8 protein-coding genes and 1 pseudogene are annotated in these 22288 nt (G+C 50.8%); all 9 read right to left on the bottom strand.

Features of this window, described 5'->3' with window-relative positions; genetic code table 11:
* Nucleotides 1-5: 5 nt before the first annotated feature.
* Entirely contained in the window at nucleotides 6-3908 is a 3903-nt protein-coding gene (locus tag EZ315_RS07935; protein WP_135471595.1) for a family 78 glycoside hydrolase catalytic domain, read from the bottom strand.
* A gap of 32 nt (nucleotides 3909-3940) precedes the next feature.
* Nucleotides 3941-5386 carry a glycoside hydrolase family 140 protein gene (locus EZ315_RS07930; RefSeq protein WP_370276537.1) on the bottom strand — a complete coding sequence of 482 codons (1446 nt, stop codon included), beginning with the start codon at nucleotides 5384-5386 and terminating at the stop codon, nucleotides 3941-3943.
* Nucleotides 5387-5406: 20 nt separating this feature from the next.
* Entirely contained in the window at nucleotides 5407-7851 is a 2445-nt protein-coding gene (locus tag EZ315_RS07925) for a glycoside hydrolase family 95 protein (RefSeq protein ID WP_135471594.1), read from the bottom strand.
* Nucleotides 7852-8059: 208 nt separating this feature from the next.
* Nucleotides 8060-9661 (bottom strand): annotated as a pseudogene (locus EZ315_RS07920) (polysaccharide lyase); the annotation flags it as partial.
* 78 nt (nucleotides 9662-9739) lie between these two features.
* Nucleotides 9740-12367 carry a glycoside hydrolase family 2 protein gene (locus tag EZ315_RS07915; protein ID WP_135471593.1) on the bottom strand — a complete coding sequence of 876 codons (2628 nt, stop codon included), beginning with the start codon at nucleotides 12365-12367 and terminating at the stop codon, nucleotides 9740-9742.
* A gap of 33 nt (nucleotides 12368-12400) precedes the next feature.
* Nucleotides 12401-14686 (bottom strand): DUF5703 domain-containing protein, encoded by a 2286-nt coding sequence (locus tag EZ315_RS07910; RefSeq protein ID WP_135471592.1) that lies wholly within the window; start codon nucleotides 14684-14686, stop codon nucleotides 12401-12403.
* A 6-nt stretch (nucleotides 14687-14692) separates the two neighbouring features.
* The gene (locus EZ315_RS07905) at nucleotides 14693-16114 is read right to left on the bottom strand and encodes a sialate O-acetylesterase (RefSeq protein WP_242452570.1); all 1422 of its coding nucleotides are present in this window, start codon (nucleotides 16112-16114) and stop codon (nucleotides 14693-14695) included.
* 63 nt (nucleotides 16115-16177) lie between these two features.
* Nucleotides 16178-19417 (bottom strand): glycosyl hydrolase, encoded by a 3240-nt coding sequence (locus tag EZ315_RS07900; protein WP_135471591.1) that lies wholly within the window; start codon nucleotides 19415-19417, stop codon nucleotides 16178-16180.
* An 8-nt stretch (nucleotides 19418-19425) separates the two neighbouring features.
* Complete coding sequence (locus tag EZ315_RS07895; protein WP_135471590.1) at nucleotides 19426-22263, bottom strand: glycoside hydrolase family 2 protein; 2838 nt, start codon at nucleotides 22261-22263, stop codon at nucleotides 19426-19428.
* Between the last annotated feature and the right edge of the window lie 25 nt (nucleotides 22264-22288).

Here is a 22288-nt window from a genome sequence, read left to right as displayed (position 1 = left end):
ATGTGTTAAAGGTCAATGACAGCATGCTTGATGCGCTGGCGACGCCATGTATAGACTGCATGAAGCTTGCCATCCTTTCCCTGAATGATGCTCGGATATGAGTACTGGCTCACAGGACTGTTCTCAAGAGTCAGCACATTCTCCCAGTGCATACCATCCTTGGAGACTGCCACCGAAAGCGGTGTGCGGACACCCTTGGGAGTCCCCGGAAGAGTCTCGAAATCGTTATATATAAGCACATGACGACCATCGGCAAGAGTGACGGCATCGGTGCCCGAATTATTGTTGGGAACATCGATAAGGGTTACAGGGCTCCAGGTGTCACCATTGTCGGAACTGAAGCTGGTGGCAATTTTGGCATTGCGCGTACGGCAGAGAATCTGCAACCTGCCATCGGCAAGACGCAGTATGCTCGGCTGAATGGAATATATCGGTTCTATCTCCTTTCCGTTGGTACGCACAAGCGAGTCAGCGGGCAATGCTCCGGTGGAACGCCAGGTCTTGCCTTTATCATCACTGATCTCTATCCATGCACGCCAACCCTTACCTTCACGGCTGCTCGGGGCTATGATGCGACCATTGATATACTCGGGCTTGTTCTTGATAGGTCCGAGAATGCCTTCAGGGAGAGGTTCGCGATGGCTCCATGTGACACCGCCGTCAACCGACCGTGTCACCCATCCGGTCCAGTCCCCTACATTTGATCCTATCTTGAAGAAGAGCATCAGCTCCTTCTCTCCGGGTATCTGGAAAAGCACCGGATTCCAACAAGCCTTGCGACGTGCATTTCTGATATCACCTTTGAAATGCGGTCCAACAGGTCCTGCTGTAGCAAGGGTGGTCTCGGAATTTATGCCTGAAAGTCCGGCAAGCTTCACTGTGGGGTCGTCAAGATCAAACACACCATCGGCAGCAATTTCAGGAGCGGTCCATCCGACAGCCCCTTTCGGCTTGCGGCTCACCCATATACAGCAATCGGGATTTTTTTCCTTAGTGCCCCCGAAATAAGCGGCAACAAGGTCTCCGTTGGGGAGCTCGACTATCGTGGCACCATGGCATTCCGGGAAAGATGTCGACTCATAAAGGAATTCATCGACCAGAATCCCCTTGCGGTTCTCGCCAAGCGACGGATCGACATCAACACTGAACGTATAGTTGCCCGAGCCCACTTCCCAATAGGAATTATTGCCTTCTGTACGAACATACCTGGCACCCTTGACCTTGACCGACTTCCTGTAAGGAGTGGGGACACATACCTCGGCTGTGGTGTTGCAAGGGATCTGGATCTTCCAGTCGATATGCATGGGGGTCTTGACCCAACTGCTTCCGAGCAGACCGTAAGGGGTACGGTAAGTAGCACTCACACTATCCATCTGCTGAATGGAAAAGTCGGGTTTTAACAGAATTTTCTTGTAACCGGGAACGGCAGGATTGAAACCGGCGAGATCCTGATAATACCAGTTGAGATGGTCACCGAGCATCATCACATGATTAGCACTGTTCATCCTCCTGTTAGCTGTATCTCCGTTCCAAAGCTCCCATATGGTGGTGGCACCCTTGCTTATCTCGTAGCCGTAGCTCGGATATTTGGTGTTGGATGCAAGCATGGCAGCCACATCGCCACGACCTATACGTGAAAGCTCGCGCATGAGCCAGTTAACACCTATCACACCTGTGCTGATAGCCCCATTGTTAGTGAGGATTATGGTCTTTATCAGATTGTCGGCAACAGCCTGACGGTATTCCTCAGGCACCATATCGAATGCGAGCGGGAGGATGTTGGCTGTGGCTGTATTGTTGCCGTAGAATATGCTGTCGGGATACAGAATGTGAGGGGTCTTGACAGGAGATGTACCTTTATTGACGGTAAGGAACTTACGGTTGAAGGCATTCTTTACTTTCTCTCCGTCACTGAGCCATTCCTGAGCTTCGGAGTCCAGACCCTGCATACGTGCAAACTTAGCCATGAGCTGACACACCTTATAATAATACGCCGAGGCTATGAGAGTGCCATCAGTCTTGCGGGCAGGGTCCTGGCTGTGAATAAGATCGGGCTTCTCAGGAGGTACACACCAGTCGCCGTACTTGTCGGCTGTGATAAGCCCTTCCTTGCTTGTGAAATCAGCACGGATATGGTTCATCCATTTCTTCATGGCGCCGTAGTTGCGGATTACAGGCATAGAGTTGCCTGTCTGCTCATAAAGCATGTCGCATACCACAGGAAGAGATGATGACCAGGTCATATCGGATGTATAGTAATTATAATAAGCGGGGGCTATGTCGGGGATACAGCCATCCTCGCGCTGTGATTCGCGTATGTCGTCCATCCACTTTGCATAGAACATGGCGTTATCGAAAAGGAAGTTCTCGCCCCATGTGCCCATACAATGATCTCCCGTCCACGGCTGACGCTCGTCACGCTGAGGGCAATCGACAGGCACACCCTTGTAGTTGCTTGATATTCCCCACCATGCATTACGGTGTATGGCATTCATCACCGGGTTGGAGGATGTGAACGAACCGTTGTCAGGAAGATTGTCAAACACTACTTCTGCAACGATATCATCGCTACTGAGATTATTCATACCCGAGATCTCAACGAAACGGAAACCGTGGTAGGAGAACTTCGGGCTCCACTGTCTGCCATTCTCAGTACCGTTGGCAATGTAACGGTCGGTGCTCTGTGCGTGACGCAGATTCTCCACATCAAGCCGGGTGCTGTCAGGAGTGACAAGTTCGGAATAACGTATGGTCACCGTGTCACCCTTGGTGACATCCGATACGGCAATTTTGATCCACCCTGCCATATTCTGCCCGAAATCAACCATATAACGGTCGCCAAGCCTACGGACCCTCTTCGGCTTAAGAGTGCGCATGACTTTCATATTGGGGGATGTGTTGCCACGCAGTGTGCCATATGGAAGCTCGGCACGCTGAGCCTTAAGCCATCCGGAATCATCGTAGCCCGGGAGGGTCCAGTCGCCAAGCTCAAGACGTGCGTCATAGATCTCTCCGTCATACTCGTTATTGCTGCGGATAGGTCCCTGAGCTGTGAGAGCCCATTTCTCATCACTGTTGACACGCTGCTTGGTGCCGTCAGTGTATTCGATAATGAGGTTCATACGCATTTTGGGATAACCGAATGTAGGTATCTTATAGGGCTTATAATTCTGACGCATGGTGTAGAAACGTCCGTTGCCGAGGGTCACCCCCACGGCATTAGCCTCGCCGTTGCCTTTAAGAAGCCCGGTGACATCATAAGAATTATACAGAGTGGTGCGACGGTAGTCAGTGGGAGCGGGAGCAAGCACATCATCGCTAACTTTCTTTCCGTTGATATACAGTTCGTACATACCGAGGCCGGAGATGTGGACTGTAGCACGCCTGATGTCTTTATTTGCAGTGTCGAACTCTTTGCGCAGATAACGTGAGCTCATGCGCGAATGTGAGTCCTCTATATCCCATTCGAACGGGGCCTCCCATCCTATCCATCTGCCACCCCAGTGTCCTTCACCGACGATGCCCATGCCCCATTCGGCAGGCTCGCTCCATGGCGAGTCGCCACGAGTAGTGGCGACCTTTACTTTCCAGTAACAACGTGTGTTGTCGGCAAGTTTCCGTCCGGCATAAGGCACCCATACCGACTGGTCGGAGCGGACAATCCCGGAGTCCCATATGTCACCTTTTCCTGAGTCAAGAAGTTCCGGCGACGATGCAACAAGTATATGATAGGAGGTCTGCATCACATCCCTGTCAGAAGATGTGATGATCCATCCAAGGCGCGGGGAAGAGCTTTCGACATTCAATGGACTGGGAAGTCCCTCGACAGTGAGCGACCCCACATTCACACCGGCCTGAACAGACCATGCCACCAGGAATGACAGAAGCAGAAATGATTTACGTAACATAGATATAAAAAAGTGCGAGGGGGGGAGAATAATTAGTACTTGACAGGGATGGATTTCCAGTCCTTGCCCACATAGTCCTTGGATGAGTCAACGGCTATGAGCACACGGTCGTTGCCCGCGCCGTGGCCGCCGTCATACTTGAACGGAGTCACCTTGCTGTCAAATTCACCGATGTATTCAAGAGTTCCGTCAGTCACATCGTACCACCATGCATTCTTCTTTTTGCCTGATATTTTTGTGAGATCAATCTCCATAGGTCGATTGGTGTAATTGTAGACAAGGAGATAGTCGTTGCCACGTGTGGCAATGAGGCGGTCATAACGTGTACCGTTCTCCCCTGCTATTATGCTCTGGTCAGGAACACGCTCAAAGAACGGGAATGTCAGCATAAGATTTTTGAGATACTGCATCTGATTGAAACCGGGGTCCTTCATGCCTTCGTACCATGTCTTGGTGGCTCCGTAACCGCCTACATTGGCAGTCTTGAGCATCTGCATTATGGAATTATGTCCGTAAGTGTGTCCGAAAGCCCCTGCGAAAACTGCCCAATAGGCGTAACGGCGCACATCGGGAGCCTTCCACCAAGGCTGGGAAGGATCATGAAGCCCTTGGGGTATCTCCTCGTAGCTCGGCTCTGCATCAAAGATAGGTTTGCGCGGCTTCATGGCAAGTCCTGCTTCGACATAACGCCAGTTGTCCTCGGCTTTGGAAGCCTCGGCACGGTCGTCACCGTCACCGCGCACCTGGTCATAGCGGCGATGACCACTCTGGAACATATTGAAATCAAGCCATTCGGCATTATGGAACCAGTTGATGGATGAGGTTCTGCCGAAAGGATGATAGCTCATGAGGTGATTCTTGTCGATCGATTTGATGGTACGTGCCATGGTGTTCCACTGGTCCGGGTTGATGTCACCTTTGACATCTCCGCCCATCACCCATATGATGTTGGGAGAATCCTTATAACGCTCTGCAAGGAACCTGCCATATGACGCAGCATCGTCAACGCTCATCAGTCCGGCTTTCACCAATCCGCCCCATATAGGCACCATGGCGATATATATGCCATTCTTCTCAGCCTGGCTGATTATGTAGTCCATGTGGTCCCAGTAGCCGTACACACCTTTCTTGTTGATTTCCGAAAAATCCCAGCCGTCGGGATTGGACAGCTGTCCGTAGAAATTTATGGCAGGGACTCCGTTGATAGTCTGAACCTGCACCACGTTAAAACCAGCCTCACGGCAACCGTTGAGGTAATATGACGCCTCGGCACGGTCAAGACGCTCGGGAAGAAGCCAGCCGGTCTCACCCATCCAGAAGAATGGCTTACCGTTTTCGTGCTGTAGGTAAGTGCCGTTGTCGGACACACGGAGCTTGCCATTGTTCCATGGCTTATTGAATGTCTTTACCGGGTCCTGTGCATAGACAGACACCACCGTGGCGAGGAGGAGAGAAAGCAGCAATGTAAGTTTTTTCATTTTCGGTATCATTTATTTGTTTATTTTCCTATAAGAGTGTAGGTCTGACCTGCCTTGGTAGGGAGATCGTAAAGGTAAGTATCCTTAAGATTCAGCGGCGAAAGCTTTGCCTCCTGACTGATGATCGGGGCGGCAGTCTCGTTGACATCGAACAGATGATTAGGGTTATCACCCTTGGCTGACTTCAACCCTTTCCCCTTAAGCGGAGTGAGTGTGCGCAGACGGCAGTTACCGCCGATAGTCGAGGTGATCTTCACTGTCTCAATCCTGCCTCCTGACCATTTCATGTCAATCTCAAAACCGCCTCGTGCACGCAGACCTTTGATCTCACCGTCACGCCACACCGACGGAAGTGCCGGCAGAAGATATATGAATCCGTCGTGGCTCTGCATAAGCATCTCGGCTATACCAGCCACACAACCGAAGTTACCGTCGATCTGGAACGGCGGATGCGCGTCAAAGAAATTAGGATATGTACCACCTTTCTTCTTTTCGTTGCGCACAAGTGTGAGCTGATCGGTTATGAGCTTGTAAGCATGGTCTCCGTCAAGGAAACGAGCCCACAGACACACTTTCCATCCCATGCTCCATCCTGTCGACGGATCTCCGCGATGTATCAGAGATGTGCGGGCGGCATCGAAAAGCTCAGGTGTGCGATAAGGGGATATCTGATTGGACGGATACATGCCGTAGAGATGAGACACGTGACGGTGCACATCCTTCGGGTCGTCCCAATCACCCATCCATTCCTGAAGCTGCCCCCAATGCCCTATACGCATAGGCGAGATCTCTTTTACGCGGGATTTGAGACGGTCGGCAAACTCCTTATCGGTATCGAGTATCGTTGCAGCTGTGATGATATTGTTCCACAGCTCTGTGACAAGCTGATTATCCATGGTGGCACCAGCCACAGTAGTGGCATTGTGCCCCTTTGGCGCATTTTCCGGGGAGTTGCTCGGACATACCACAAGCTTCCCGCTCTTAGGCTCATACACCATGGTGGCATCAAAGAATTCACCTGCACCTTTCATGATGGGATAAGCCTCACTAAGAAATTCCATATCACCTGTGTGCAGATAATGCTCCCACAGATGACGGCACAGCCATGCTCCACCGCTCATCCACATCCCTGAAGGAGCATTGTCAATGGCACCTGTGACCCGCCATATGTCAGTATTGTGATGAAGCACCCATCCGGGAGCATCGTACATGATCCTGGCAGTCTCGGCTCCGGTCTCGCTTACCTCCCTGATAAGACGGAACAACGGTTCGTTAAGATGTGTCAGACCTGTGACCTCGGAAGGCCAATAGTTCATCTCAAGATTGATATTGCAGGTGTACTTGCTGTCCCATGACGGGAACATCTTGTCATTCCATATGCCCTGTAGATTGGCTGGCTGACAACCCGGCTGCGAGCTGCTGACAAGCAGATAGCGTCCAAACTTGTAGTAATTGGCAACGAGATGATTGTCATTGGTCTCGGCAAAACGTTCTATGCGTTTATCGGTGGGTACATCGGCATACATGTCGGGGCCAAGGTCGAGCGACGACGAGCCGATCTCCTTCTGATAGAAATCCACATGCTCCTTTTTAGCCTGTGCATACGGCTTGGCTACGGCCTTATGCAGATATTCCTTGGCTCGCGCCTCCTCATCGGCGGTGATGTCCTTATAATTGTTGAAATTAGTAGCTATCGAGGTGTATATGACCGCCTCGTCGGCATTCTCCACAGTTATCACCCCATCGCGTGATGTCATGCGTCCGCCTTTGGGAACCGCGGTGACACGCCCCTGAAATTCCACCTTGCCCTTTAGCCCTTCATGATTGGAGCTGATACCACTGAGGGTGATCTCGTCACCCTCAGATGCTATCATCACATCGGGATGAGGAGTAGTGAGCGAGGCATTGAAAGTGACACTCCCCGGACGGTCGGAGGTGATGCGTGTTATTACCACCTGATCAGGGAAAGAAGCGAACGTCTCGCGGGTGTAGTTCACACCGTCAACACTGTACCTCACTACCGTGCGGGCGGAATCGAGGCTGAGTTCACGGTAATAATTATCATATCTGCCATGCCCCGGGAATGAAATACGCAGGTCTCCAAAAGGCTGATAAGGCATGCCCTGGTTGGTAGCCGATTTCACATGGGCAGTGCACATGTCCTGCGCCTCACGGTATCTACCCTCAAAAACAAGCTTCCGAATCTTAGGAATCCATTCCCGGGCTTCAGGATTGGCATTATTGTTAGGGCGTCCCGCCCAAATGGTCTCTTCATTGAGTTGAATCTGTTCGTTGGCAGGATTTCCGTACACCATGGCACCGAGACGTCCATTACCAAGAGGAAGAGCCTCTGTCCATACCTGGGCGGGGGTGTCATACCATAGTTTGTGCACTTGTCCGGCTGACACATTTAACGACAACACAAAGACACCAGCAAAAATTAGGGATTTGGCAAATAGTTTCATGGAAGATTATATTGGTATCACAAAATTATAAAATTTATCCCATATCTACAAATCATATTGTAATTCTATCTACTTGTAAATCTCTCAGTTCCTGCAAAATTTACATAGTGTTTACTGTACATAAAAAAGCATCCGCCCCATGAAAAATCAGGGGCGGAAGGCCTAATTAAGTGTAAATCTTACACTTATTCAATTATTCGGCAAGTTCATTGGCATAAACTTCTATCCAGGCATAGCCGCTATCAGAAATTTTTGCTGAATCGGACGGATCATTAGGATTAAGTCCATGCTTCTTCTCCCAATCATCGGGAATACCGTCATTATCAGAATCTTTGCGAGGCTTACCCTTGTATTCGGGAAGTCCGCCTACCTGCATAGGATCAGTGATGATTCCGTACTTGTAGGAATCGACAGGCAGACGACGCTTCACATAGGGACTTACAGCCAAATATTTGTCGGCATCCTTGGCATAGATAGCCTTTCCTGTCACAACGCTTTTCATCACTCGTGTATCCACAGCGTCACGGCGCGGCCTGGTGGCTCCGGCATTGTTGATGACATAGTCGTAAGCCTTGTCAGTATCCATAATTGTGACCTCAGCCATAGGGAAAGGAATATCGACCTTCAGATCGTTGATGCGGTCAGCGACCTTTAGCCCATCGGGAAGCTGAACACCTCCGTCCCAATTGTCGGCAGTGACCCTGTCATTGCCCCACATCTTGTTACCATTGACATATGCACGTCCGAAATGACCCTTATGGGCCTTGTCACGGCCAGCCTCCATCTTTACGATACGGTGACGTATCTCCGCGCCAGGAGCGTTGGTGTCAGTAATAGGACCCGGCTTGAAATTGTTGTTGATAATATTGAGGCGGCTTGTGTTGTCACCTCCGTCGATCGAACGGTTCCACCAATTGTAGGTCACATTATTGATGAAATTAAAGTCCTCATCCATACCGATCGAGCAGTTGCGTGAAATGTTGGAAGCGAACAGATTGCGTGCAAACGTGCTGTTATGTCCTCCTATTGTCGCACCGAAAGCATGGTTGTAGAGGTCAAGCCCCTCGGAGAAGATACTGTTCTGGATAGTGATATTGACTGTAGGGAGCTTCTCGCCACGACCGTTCTCATCACGGTTGTAGACATGACGGTAGATCGACATGTTCTCGTCAAGTCCCCAGCAAGCCGACACATGGTCAATAATGATGTTGCCCACGGCATTTCCACCGAGAGCATCATCACGATAAGCCACATCCTGGGCTCCGCGACGGAAACGCATGTGACGGATTACCACATCATGGGTATCTATAAGGAACGAGGCTCCGGTGACGCACACTCCATCGCCCGGAGCAGTCTGACCGAGGATAGTGATATATGGCGCACGAACGCTGATAGGCTTGTCGAGCTTGATGACACCTGCGACATTGAACACGATTATACGTGCTCCGCCTGCCTCACAAGCCTCACGCAAAGTGCCGGGACCACTGTCGGCAAGAGATGTCACGACAAACACCTTGCCGTCACGGCCTCCTGAAGTGTAAGCACCTCCGCCTTCCGCTCCCGGAAAAGCCTTGATATCGCTTTTAAGAAGATCGCCTGGATACTGTGCCCACGGACGATATACACGACCCTTCTCAGCCGCCTCCTTCATCACTATAGGGTATGCCTTTTCCCAGGCTTCGTCAGAGAGTCTGTCCCATTCGGCTGTCTCACGCTCTGCACGTACTTTCACAGAGTCAGGGATTACCGGATACTGCGCCGAAGCCGAGACAGATGCCATGGCGGCAATAGCTAATAATGTTTTCTTCATATCGATTGGTTTCTTATAATTTGACCATCAACGGCAGGGGTGTCACACTCCTCTTGCCCGATGACATAAGTTGGTGTATTACTTCTGTATTCCGAATTCCTGCTGCTGGAGATCGACCTCTTCAAGAATGCGCCGTTTCTCATCCTCCGACAGACTTGATCCGGCAGTGTTCACCCTACCAGCCCCTGATGCAGAACCGATCTTTTTTTCATCCCTATAGACAGCCTTAAAAGGAGCAGGCACACTCTCGATCTCAATCTCAGCCGGTGTCGGGGCATGTGTGCCCGGGAACTCGACACGAGCTGATATCCTTATCTTTCCGGGAGTGCGGGTCGAACGTATGAGCACCGGAGCCGAACCCCACTCCACAGGACGAGGATTGGCATGGATCGATGCATCTCCTATGATCTCACCTTCACCCTCAACGGTGAACACGATGTTCTCCTTTGCCAGACGGCGCACATTTCCGTTGTCGTCAGTGACCTCAGCCACCACAACTATGAAATCGGAACCGTCAGCAACAAGCGGCTTTCCATTCCAGTCGGTGTAAAGACGCAGCTTGGTTGAACGACGTGAAGGCATCTTGCGCTGTGTAGCCACCACCTTACCGTCAACTATGCCTTCGGCTACCATATTCACAGCCTGCCAATTTTTATTTGTATAGCTGTAGTCACGTGCCTCCCAAAAATCCCACACATTCTTGAACACCACAGGAGCCGACGGCATGTGTCCCGCCTCGTGCCTGACCGGAAGGGTCCACGAACGAGCACCGTCATAAATTGACAGACGCACCGAATCACAATTGCTGAACACTACCACGTCAGGATCCGAGAACTGTGACATCTCATGCATTATGTATACCATAGGTCCGGATTCAGCCACAGGATGATCCAGATCGTGGGCAGTCTGGCTTCTGAACATATGATAGGCATACTTGGGCTGGCGGAACGCATCGTATATACCGCCCCAATACGGATCGGGATGATAGCCGCGCTGATGGTCAAAAGGATGCCACTGGGCTCCGCCGATAAATTTTCCTGTGGTATGATACAATCCGTCATAGGTCTTTGCAAGGGAGAGAGCCTGAACCTTCATAGGACGCTCACCCCAACTTCGCGAAGCACGGTTGTCATTGTTATGGGCGTACCAGTCATCGACATTCTCACCCCATTCGCGTGTAAAAATATTCTGACGCGGGGCATCGGCTTTCTCATCATCGCCGGGCCAGCCGTATACAAGGTCATAATTCTCCTTCACTCCTGCCGAATGGACATCTGCGGCAGCAATTGGCCGACCGGGATAAGGATACTCATCCTTAGTGATCTGAAGAGCCTCAAGCGAGAAGTTTTCAGGATAGCGGGTCTCGTTGAGAATCGGTTCCCACATCAGGACACATGGATGATTTCGATCACGACGGATTATCTCACGCGTATTCTGATGAACGTATTCGGCAAACTTAGGGTCCTTGTTCCAATACTGCCATCCGGGAGTCGCAACAATCACAAACATACCTAACTCATCGCAAGCGTCCATGAATGACGGGTCCTGCGGATAGTGGGCAACACGTATTATACGGCATCCGGCATCACGCAGACGCTTGGCATCACGCCACTGCTGAGAATTAGGGAGAGCGTTGCCAACGTAAGCGAAATCCTGATGACGGTTTGCACCGACAAGCTGACCGAAAGGCTTGCCGTTAAGTATAAAACCTTTATCGCCGTCAAACTCAAATGTACGTATTCCCACGCGGGTCACGCCTCCATCTATGGAAGACTTGCCATCCTTAATGCGCGACTCCACACGATACAATGAAGGGGAGTCAGGCGACCAAAGCTCGGGGTTCTTCACATGTATGCTCTGGGCAACCGTACGAGTCTCCCCAGACTTGACAGATACAGGACTGCTCACCTTGCGCACCAAACGTCCCTTAGGGTCTATAAGGGAGGTCTCGACTGTGACCTTGCGTGTGGCAGTACCATTATTGGCAACATCGGTGCTGACATTGACATCGGCACCCTTGCCGGAAACATTGTCGAAATGCACGAACACTCCACCACCTGCAACCCTGTCAGCCTCTATGGCATCAGTAATCGAGACAGGAGACTTGGCTATCATCCACACATCACGGTATATGCCGCCATGATAGGCAAAATCGAGTGAATGCTGCTTCTTGCCGGGAGGGAAGTCTTTGTCATCGCTATTGTCAGCCATGACAGCCACCACACACTCCTCGCCAGGCTTCACTCCGGATTCGGTAAGAGAGACCGTAACAGGCAGGTAGCCGCCAAGATGCTCCTTGACCTCCTTGCCGTTGACATATATCTTCTGCTTACCCATAATCCCCTCAAAATGGAGAGCGACATCCTTGCCGGCGGTCTCCTCAGGCACGATGAAGTGCTTGCGATACCAAGCCACCCCCTGATAATTACGGCAACCGCTCGCCTCTGCGGGCATAAGCTGCACGGAATGAGGTGTCGATACCACTTCCCAAGCGGAGTCATCCAAAGCTACCGCCCCGCCATCGGTCACATCACCGAGATGGAAACGCCATCCTGAATTAAAATCATATATCTGACGGCCGGAATCACCAAGCGGCATGAAACCGGCAACCGAAATCTCCTGCGGAGTCACCGGAGCGTCAGGCTTAGCAGCCGAGACTGCAACCGGCACCAACAGGAATGAAAGGATTACAGCAAGTTTATTCATAATACTAATTGAGGGATTTCTGTATGTTTACTATTACCGCAGAGATGCGGGAAGCACAATGTCCTTAAGACGCGAGGAGGGGGTGACCTTTAGATCCACAACCTTGCCCCCACGCAACTCAGCCTCTACCACAGTCCTGCCAGGAGCATGCAGGCGGAAACTTATATCCCGGTCGAGAGGCCATGCCGGAAACAAGTATATACTGTCGCCGGATGTCTGAATAAGCATCTCCTGAAAACCTATCATACCGCTACCTCCCCAGTTATGGTCGGGCGTCCAGTCGTAACCAGGTCCGAAGAATGCCGGGAAACGGTGAGATCCGTCAGCCCACTTCCGGGAGTTCAGGGTGAATGCCTCGTCAGTCAGACCGAGACACGCCGCCCATATATTGTCCTGCTTCCATCCTTTAGTGGAGCGGAATTCCAAAGCATCAGGATCATGTAGATATGTGTTGCGGGCTATCGAAAGGTCTGTGCTGTCACTAATCACAGCACCATAGAAACGCCATGGCCATACCGGATAAAGCTGAGGAGTCTCTACATTGTTGATGCGCTCCCATGTTCTGGCGGGAGCTATCATCTCGCGCCCTTCCACAATACGGTGAGGTATCTCAGGAATCCTGCCAAGAATGGTTTCCCAACGTGACACAGCGGTGTCGCCCTGTGACTCAAGGTACCTGATATAATCGCCTGTCACACGCCGTAAGGCAGCAACAGTGGAGGATGCGTTGTTAGTCATCTTGTAGGTCTCACATGCCGAACCTGGAAAGAGAATCAATTTTCCGTCTCCATCAAGCTCCTTGCTGCCACGACGCGAGGCAAGATACCTGTAATGCTCGTCAAAGAAGGTCAGAGAACTCTCTATAAGCGGACGGTATTCCGAAATATCAGTTCCGGCATAACGCTCACTCTCAAGCATCATCTCGCAGAATTCGAGTACGGTATCCCATTCATACTCCAGCCAGGCATTGTATTCGACACCCGGATCGGACCATGACGGACGTTTGGTCCCATACTCCATCATATTAGGCAGCCCGAATATCTCTATCTGCTCTGTAAAGCATCCTCCGGGATGATTCCAATAGACTTGCGAACGCATCTCGGCATTGCCAAGCATACGCTTGTAGAAATCGAACTGAGGCTTCATCATATCGAAATCCCCACTCTTTAGCATATGCCAGTATACAAGACGCTGATTCTGGGCGGTCATTGTGGTACCGCACCATTTGCGATAGTCAGGTGTGAATGCCTGAGATCCATCGACATATGACGGATCAAAAGTGAATAGACCTCCATTGAACTTGGTAGGCTCCTTGCCAAAGGCATTACACCCGAGCATATAGCGGAAAAGGGTGTAATTACGAGCCATACGAGCCACAACCGTGTCGGCTGAGACCGGTGCGGAAATGTAGCTGCGCTCCCAATATCCATTCCACCATTTGCGGGAAGCATCGCGGTTGTGCCTCAGATCCACAGTGCGCTCCACACTGTCTACACCAGCTTTCCATTCAGCCATTTTATCGGCACGACAGATGTGCAGAGCCACAGAGAAATGATGCTTTTTAGACGGACGTACACTCTCAAAGTTCCAGGAACGGTAATCCGTGCCGTCATATACACCATCGGAGGTCCCCACATACCTTAGATTGTCACCACGGAGCCTTCCTCCGGACGCAAGCCGTGACAGAGGATTCCACAGCTTATGCTTCACAGAATCCATCCCTTCACGAGCCACAGTCACATCAAAAACAGTAGAGTCGGGGTTATGATGGAAGAATGTCACATCACACTGACCCGGAAATATCGAATCACGTGAGGTCCTGACATTTTTCTTAGGCGAGGTCCATTTCCAAGAGCCCTGCTGCCCCTCCCCCTTACGGTAAGGACGGTCGGCATACCGCCAGTTCTCGTAACTCACACGCGGCTTCACAGCCTTTCGGCCTTCAATCTCGACATGGACTACCGGACGGTACACATCGGCCCATATCACCACCTTGCTGTCACCGAGAGCCAGCTCGCAATATCCGTCCACAAGCCTGAGACGCTGCGAAAACGGCTTGACATGGCTCCCCGGAATGTGAATCCTCACTCGCCCTTGCTTAAGGAGAGCACCATTCTCATCGTAAGCACCGCTACGGCACATGTAAAAAAGCACGTCACCATCCTCAGCCCATACATTAAGACCGATGTCGCCTCCACCCACAGGCATAGACTGTGAGGAATCACGGCTCATGCTGTCCCACACATAATCGGCAGGGATATCGGCAGCAGCAGATACGGCAAATAATAGCGCAAACGCTATCAGTGACAAATTCTTCATTTTCAATTATTTCTTGACAGGTCGATCGTCGGGCCAGTTATCGGAACGGAATGATGACACAGGCAATCCGTCGGTGCTGAACAGGTCACCCTCTGAGGCATTCTCGAACGCATAGCGCACTGCCACCGGATGAGGCACCTTTTCACTCCTGACCATCACCTTGCTACGAGATATCCAAGCCTTTGCAGGATGGAACACACGGTCCTCGCCGGCAAGTTTGAACTGGGTAGACTCAAAGCTGTGCTTTCCGGCAATCCATTCAGGGGCACGGTCGAAGCTCACAATCACGGTGTCGCCCTTTATCTCCATTGATTTATACACAGGGCTTTCACAACCGATACCTTCCACTCCATAGGTCTTTCCGAGAGCAAGAAGGGCAAGACGCTCTCCAGGCGTGCGTTTGTCCGAAGGGTGTATACCCTCTGCCCATCCGGCATCCATCAGGACAGCCATTCCGGTGTTAGGCACAATCTTCTCGGCATTCATCTGCGCCTCACGCAAGTAGGCGGAATTAATAATCTCCTTTCCAGGCTCTGTGATTATAGAATAGTCGTATGGAGCGATCTGGCAATAATAGAACGGAAATTCACCTTGCCCCCACAGTTCACGCCAACCTTTGATCATGGTCGAGAACATATCGGTGTAGGAATGTGCACGGTTCCAGTTGTCCTCCCCCTGATACCATATCACACCGCGCATAGACATGCCGATGAGAGGGTTGAGCATCCCTTTGAAAAGGACACTCGGAGTGCGGTTCTTGGACTTGATCTCACCATCTACAGGAGGTATATTGGCTGAAGCCTCAGGGAAAGCCTTAAGCATATCATCGCTCATCCATGCCTCGCATGCAGATCCACCCCATGCGGCTACGACAAGTCCTACCGGAACATCAAGATAGTCCTGAATGAGACGACCGAAAAAGTAGGCTGTGGCACTGAAATTGCGCACTGCCGCAGGAGAAGCCTCCGACCACTTGCCGGTGACATCATCCACAGGAGCCGTCGATGAATTACGCTTTACTGTGAACAGCCTGAGGTTAGGGTTACGGCTCCCAAGCACTGCCATATTAGCACCATCGACCGGCTGATTCTTGAACCCCTTCATCGGCATCTCCATATTGCTCTGCCCGGAACATAGCCACACCTCACCGAGCATCACATTGTTGAATGTAAGCGGAGTGCCATCGCTGACAGTCAGAGTGTAAGGTCCTCCAGCATGTGTGGTGGGAATCGAAATGCTCCATTTGCCGTCCTTGCCGGAATTGGTCCTATAGTCCTGTAAATTCCAGCCGGCTGTTATTCTGACTGTAGTATTAGGCTTTGCCTCACCCCAAAGACGTACATCCGTATCGCGCTGAAGCACCATGTTATCAGAGAAAAAAGCAGGCATCCTGACCTCGGCATCCATAGCAAAAGCGAGTACCGCCATAGCTATAAGGCTGAAGCCACGAAATATGTAATTACTATTGGTATTCATCTTGACAGATTATTTTTATTTTACTGTTCTTATAGTCAATGTTAGAGGGCCTGTCAGGCCGGCAGGAATAAGCTCCTTGTCGGCTCTACGGTATTTACCGTTGGTCCATATGCCCTCAAAGGGAGCTTTACCTTCATCGGCACCAAGAATGGCGTTAGCCCAAGTGTTGGTCACCTTTATGACAAGCTCATTCTTACCCTTTCTTAGAGCGTCCGTTATGTCGACCCTGTAAGGATCGGTCCACACAATGCCACAGTCCTTACCGTTGACATACACCGTGGCAACATCATGCAATCCGTTCAGATTGAGCAATACACGGCTGCCATCGCTGTAGCTGGGCGACTTGAATGTGGTGGTATACTGAGCGGAACCGGAATAATATCTCACACTATTGTCATCGGATGAAGTCCAGTCAAACAATTCCTTGCTCCTTATCTCCTTACCTGTGGTGTCGAATCTCACACGCCATTTGCCGGGCTTAAGATCAAAGACCGATTCAACCGACACAGGGGCCACACCGGAGGTTTCGGTTGTTGGTGTGCGGAACACGATGAACGCTGACTCGGCAGGAGCAAGACTGATATTGACCATGGTACGCCCATCGGCAGAATTCCAGCTAAGATTCTTGTCGATGGCTCCTGTCATCGGATTCCAAAGTTCGGGGATACGACCATCCACACGGAAAGATGCCTTGAAATCACGAGAAACAGACTCCTGATTGGAAATAAAATACAGGTCAACATTGTCCTGATCGTTACGGCGATGGGTCCATGCTATATTCTCCGGGACCTCTATATCGCGAGACAGTCCGTATTCAGAGAAATCGTCCTTAATATAAGGCACATCAGGCACCACAACGCCGTCACATATCATGTCAATCACCTTCTTCTTCACCTCATCACTAAGAGGTGTATCTGTGAGCAATCTGTCAGGCATCGGAAGGACAAGCACCTTATAAGACGCCCCACCCGGAAGCACCAGACGACCATTCTCGACCCGCGCAAGACGCAGAAGAGCATCCTTATTCATGGAATCATAACTGTAGCCACGCAGAGGATTAATCCATTTCTCAGGGTCGGCCATATTCGCCGAATGAGTAACTCCCACAGGCACAGTGCGCAACGGCTGTCCGACATTGGCAAGTCGCTGACGCTCCGACTCAACCCTCTCGGCACCGAATATACCTGGGAGAGATGACACTATGCGGTCAGGCAACACAGCGCGACGCGGCATCTCCTCTCCGGTGAACACTGCGATATCCACCACCGGATGACCATATTGCAGCAGAGCCTGACAACGGCGCATATAATCGGTAAGAGCCTTGCCTCCGTCATGATACCATGTGTTGTCACGCTGGAAGAACAGACCTATGCCATCGAGAGTCATTCCCGGTTTCTTATCCATAAACGGATTGTGGGCGTTCACATGATAGAACATCCTGTTTATACCGAGCGCGTAATTGCGGTCAAGAAGAGCTTTCAGTGTGGCAGGAGATTCGTCCCATGTGCCACGCACCTCGGTAAACCCTTCGGCCTGAACTATATTCTTGCCGTAAATGTGAGCACCGTGTATCGCATCAAGCATATCATTCGGCTTGTCGTGGGTAGGGCTGTTGAGCCAGAATTCCCCCATCGGAAAATCCACCTTATCATAATGAAGCATACCGTCGCTCACCATGGTAGGCGAAACACATTCAGCAGAGAATTTGCAGTCATATTCACGAGCCTTGTCGGCGAACACTGTGTAGAACACATCCACTACAAGCTCAGCCATAGTGGTGCGGATATCCCGAAGCACTTTCTCGGACATCTCGGCACTCTCCATGGGCACACCTGCATAAAGCGGCAGATACGGCATGAGATCATATCCGCGACGTTTCATGAATTCGGAAGCAAAATTGTCACTCCAGTTCTGGCTTCCGCATTCCCAGCTGTCGATATGCATGTACTTTAACACACGGCGAGCCAATGCGGGATCTACGTTTCTGAACGCAGCTCCAAACCAGTTGTCAAATTGCTTGGCGACTGCATCCTTGCTGAACTTGTCACATTCCAATCCCTTGCCGGCACCGCCTGTGGCATTGGTATGACCGTTGGGGGTATGGCCTATGCGCAACACACGCCATTCACCTTTGGGAAGTGTCACCGAAAGCCTGCCTCCGACGAAAGACGGGGTCAGGTCGATCACTTCGCCAAGCTTGACACACATCGATTCGGGCACCTCTTTTGCGGAGGTGGCAGAAGCCACACGCCACACACGACCCGACTTGCCTTCCCAATGATTGATCTTAGGTTCTCCGCTCAGAACTATATCATTTACCTTAAGATTAGGTTTCCATTTGGCATTGTCAAGGTCCTCGCTGCCCGGTTCGCTCCCCTCAGGGGTCCAATAGAACCGAAAATACCGAGCCACAGTCTCAGGAAGGGTATAGGTATTGTTCTCATCGGTATTCTGCCATCCGTGGCGCGGAGGCACAAGCTGCTTGACCTCTCGGAAATTCTTACCGTCGCTGCTCGCCATCACTTTCAAGCGGTTAGCCTGGTAGCCATTGCCTTTCAGTACTACCTCAAGACTGCGGACAGTGACAGGTACGGAATATTCATACTGAATCCAGCAGGGGACCTGCGACCGTATAGTGCCCTTGGCATCAATGTTTACACCCTTGCCTTCAGGCACAGACTCCGCGATATTGCCGACTGTCACCACAGGCCTTTCCTTTATGGCATTGCCCTTTACAGGCACAGCATATACCGCGATATCCTTATAAAATCCCTCATTGGTCTCAGGCTGAGGCAATAACAGATTACGGACCTCACCTCCCGAAATACATGTATCGGATAATACCACCTTCTGCATAGCCTCCTCAGGGGTGACCCAAGGACCTCCGGCAAGAGCAAATCCGTCACATATGTGCATACCGAGCTTAAGCCCGAGGCTGTCGGCTATCTCCATGCTTCTACCCACGAGCCTCCACCACTCCGGAGAGAGCTGTGCAGCCTTTCCTCCGTACTGAGGTGCCATCTCGACCGATTTTATCGGCATCAGATAGGTGCCTCCGAGACCTACATCCTTCATTGCCTGAAGATCAGCCTTCAAGGCTTCTTCATTGGCAGCTCCGAACATCCAGTACCAGAACGACCAGGGTTTGGCATCAAATAATGAGGGATCGGCAAACTCCCTCTCAAGTGTCGGCAATGCCGACACATTGAGGGATAATGCTGCCGCCAATATCAATATCTTGCTACGTATTCTCATCGTTGTTATCATTCAAATCTTAGACCAATGCGTCCCTTGTACTCTCCGTCAACCCATTTAGGCTGGGACGAAGGACCTATGAGATCGGTGGTATTCACCTTATTTCTCACCGGAGGGATTACCTCCATAACGGCTATTCCTGTCTTCGGAAGATTGTAGAGGATATGGTCACGACCGTCACGAGGCTCATACACACCCACATAACTGTCGGGGGTCTCATTGATGATCACTATATTGCCATCCTTAGTGCGGATATCCATCCAGTCCACGTTCGCGAAATATCCCTTGAACTCAGGATAAGTGAAACTCTCGGCAGGGATAGGATCATTGTAGTCATTCTCCCATACACCATATTGAGGTCCGTGGAGACGATTCTGCCACACACGGTATGGCCCGTCACCAACCCAACGCTTGCTGATCACCTTGTCCTCAGGGAAGTCGAACTTCACTCCCATAAGGTCGATAACACCATTGAAATTATATGTGAAATCAAGAACGGACGATCCATCCGGGGCGATTGTCCAGACAGCCTTATCAAAGTTTCCAAGCTTATAGTCAGCAGTCACCACAACATTTTCGCCGACTGTCTCAGCTCTGACACCGACAAGTGTTCCGGCATCATCGAACTCCGTGTACCGGGTCTTCTTCTTTTCAGCCTCTTTGTCATCATGATTGTAGAAACCATCCATCGAACGGTCGGAACGCTTGGCTACAATGACACGCGGACCATCAGTAAGCCCGATATGACGACCATTGACATCTACCCCCTTGAGCTGACCATCAGCCTTGCTGAAACGGTAGGTCCTGCCATTGGCTGTAACAAGAATCATGTCTCCGTCCTCTTTCCACACCGGTGCCGCACCTGAAACCTTAGCAACAGTCCGCTCTTTGCCGAGAATCCTGTGAGACCAAGTGAATAGCTCCTTGCCATCCCTGTCAATAACTGTCAGTTCAATAACATCGGCTGAAGGCTTGAACACAGGAATAGAGACTGTACCTGACTGGCGTGCAGCAATATCTGGGAAATTGACCGTACCCTGCGCCACCACTTCCGATTCGGACTTTGAACCGGGTGACGGCATAGCGAGCTGACGCCATTTCAGCGCACTACCTTTGAGGCTGTTGAAATCATAACGGTTCTCGACATTAAGAACACCGTCAAAATTACTGTCAAACGATGAGTTCATTATCTGTATAGGGCCCCACACCTCCCTGATGGTCCAGTAGCTGCCCTCTTTCTCATGGTGGGGACCCACAATGCCGTCGGCTCCGTAGTTTCCACAGTTGTCTATGAATCCGTCCATATCCACACGCTTCACACCTTCATCGGCAAGCACCCAAAGGAAACCACCGGCACAACGTGGGTGTTTGCGCATCATCTCCCAATAGTCATAAAGACCTGCACCATGCCCGCCGTCATAGAGACCGTGTAGAAACTCGGTAGGCATAAATATCTCAGGCAGACGCATATAATTCTGACTCTCGCCATACGAACGATAGTGCATTGTCTCGAACCCTCCGAAGTTGCCCTGGGGATGCAGCACCGGACGCTTCTGCGGATCATACTTATGGAACTCGCCATTTAGCTCGTCGTTCCATCCTTTCTCGTTACCATTGCTCCACCATATGATGGACGGATGATTCACATCGCGCATCACCATCTCCTTAACGAGCTTCTGACCGTTGATGGTCTCATGCTTGCCATGCCACCCTGTCAACTCACTCATCACATAAAGCCCGAGAGAATCGCACAGCTCATAGAATTCAGGATCGGCAGGATAGTGAGACAGACGCACAGCATTCATATTCATTGACTTGATAAGCTCAACATCCTCAAGATTCTTCTGCCAGCTGAGCGTACGGCCACTCTCCGGACGGAAGCTATGGCGGTTTACGCCACGGATATTTATCTTACTGCCGTTTATATACAAACCATCGCTCTCACGCACCTCTATAGTGCGAAAACCGAATTTCTCTGTCTCCTTATGAAGCACCTTGCCCGAAGCATCGGCAAGGGTGAACACAGCCTTGTACATATTAGGGGTCTCGGCACTCCATGTGGCGGGTGAGTCCACCTTAAACTCCACATTAGAATCACCCTGACCGGGACGTAACGGAGTCACATTCTCCGCCACCTTTTTACCGTTTTTGTCGAAAATCTCAGTGGTTATCTTTCCGTTCTCGACAGGCATACTCAGAGTGCATTCGGCATAAAACGTGCCATCCGCTTTAGCATCGAGAGCAATATGCTTGAGATTGAGCGCAGGGCGGGCTATCATAAATACAGGACGCCAAAGGCCACCGAAATTCCAATAGTCGGCACGACGCTCGGCAAGATTGACTCCTGCATTCTCGCTCTCCTTTGAAACAGTCACCTCAAGACGATTCTTCTTTTTAGGACCGAAAAACACGCGGTCGCTTACATCATGAGTGATGCGGTAGAAACCTCCGTGATGCTTCGATCCGCCCTTGCGACCATTGATAAGCACTTCGGTGTCAGTCATCGAAGCCTCAAATATAAGCTCAATCTGCTTGCCGCGCCACGACTCGGGAAGCTCAAACTCATACTTATATTTACCTACCTCATCGGCAGCTCCTTCAGGAAAAGCCTTACCGTAAAATTTCATGCCGTACTGATATGTGCCGAAGCCCTGAAGCTCCCAGCATGAGGGCACTCCGATCTTTTTCCATTCACCGGAATTATTTCCGTCAGTACACATAAAATCCCATTCGACCATATCATCGCATCCTTTACCTGACAGATAGAGACGCTCAGTAGTCACGGACTGTGCCATCATAGCCATGCCGGCAAACATGGAGCAGATAGTTACTATAGATTTTTTCATTATATGGTTAGATTTAATTTCTATA

It is taken from the genome of Duncaniella freteri, from assembly GCF_004766125.1.
Lineage (GTDB): Bacteria > Bacteroidota > Bacteroidia > Bacteroidales > Muribaculaceae > Duncaniella > Duncaniella freteri.
This window is presented reverse-complemented; position numbering and strand designations above follow the sequence as displayed.

Excerpts from the sequence above, each read along its gene's own strand:
- EZ315_RS07935 (WP_135471595.1), bottom strand. The coding sequence starts at position 3,908 with ATGTTACGTAAATCATTTCTGCTTCTGTCATTCCTGGTGGCATGGTCT.
- EZ315_RS07930 (WP_370276537.1), bottom strand. The coding sequence starts at position 5,386 with ATGAAAAAACTTACATTGCTGCTTTCTCTCCTCCTCGCCACGGTGGTG.
- EZ315_RS07925 (WP_135471594.1), bottom strand. The coding sequence starts at position 7,851 with ATGAAACTATTTGCCAAATCCCTAATTTTTGCTGGTGTCTTTGTGTTG.
- EZ315_RS07915 (WP_135471593.1), bottom strand. The coding sequence starts at position 12,367 with ATGAATAAACTTGCTGTAATCCTTTCATTCCTGTTGGTGCCGGTTGCA.
- EZ315_RS07910 (WP_135471592.1), bottom strand. The coding sequence starts at position 14,686 with ATGAAGAATTTGTCACTGATAGCGTTTGCGCTATTATTTGCCGTATCT.
- EZ315_RS07905 (WP_242452570.1), bottom strand. The coding sequence starts at position 16,114 with ATGGCGGTACTCGCTTTTGCTATGGATGCCGAGGTCAGGATGCCTGCT.
- EZ315_RS07900 (WP_135471591.1), bottom strand. The coding sequence starts at position 19,417 with ATGAGAATACGTAGCAAGATATTGATATTGGCGGCAGCATTATCCCTC.
- EZ315_RS07895 (WP_135471590.1), bottom strand. The coding sequence starts at position 22,263 with ATGAAAAAATCTATAGTAACTATCTGCTCCATGTTTGCCGGCATGGCT.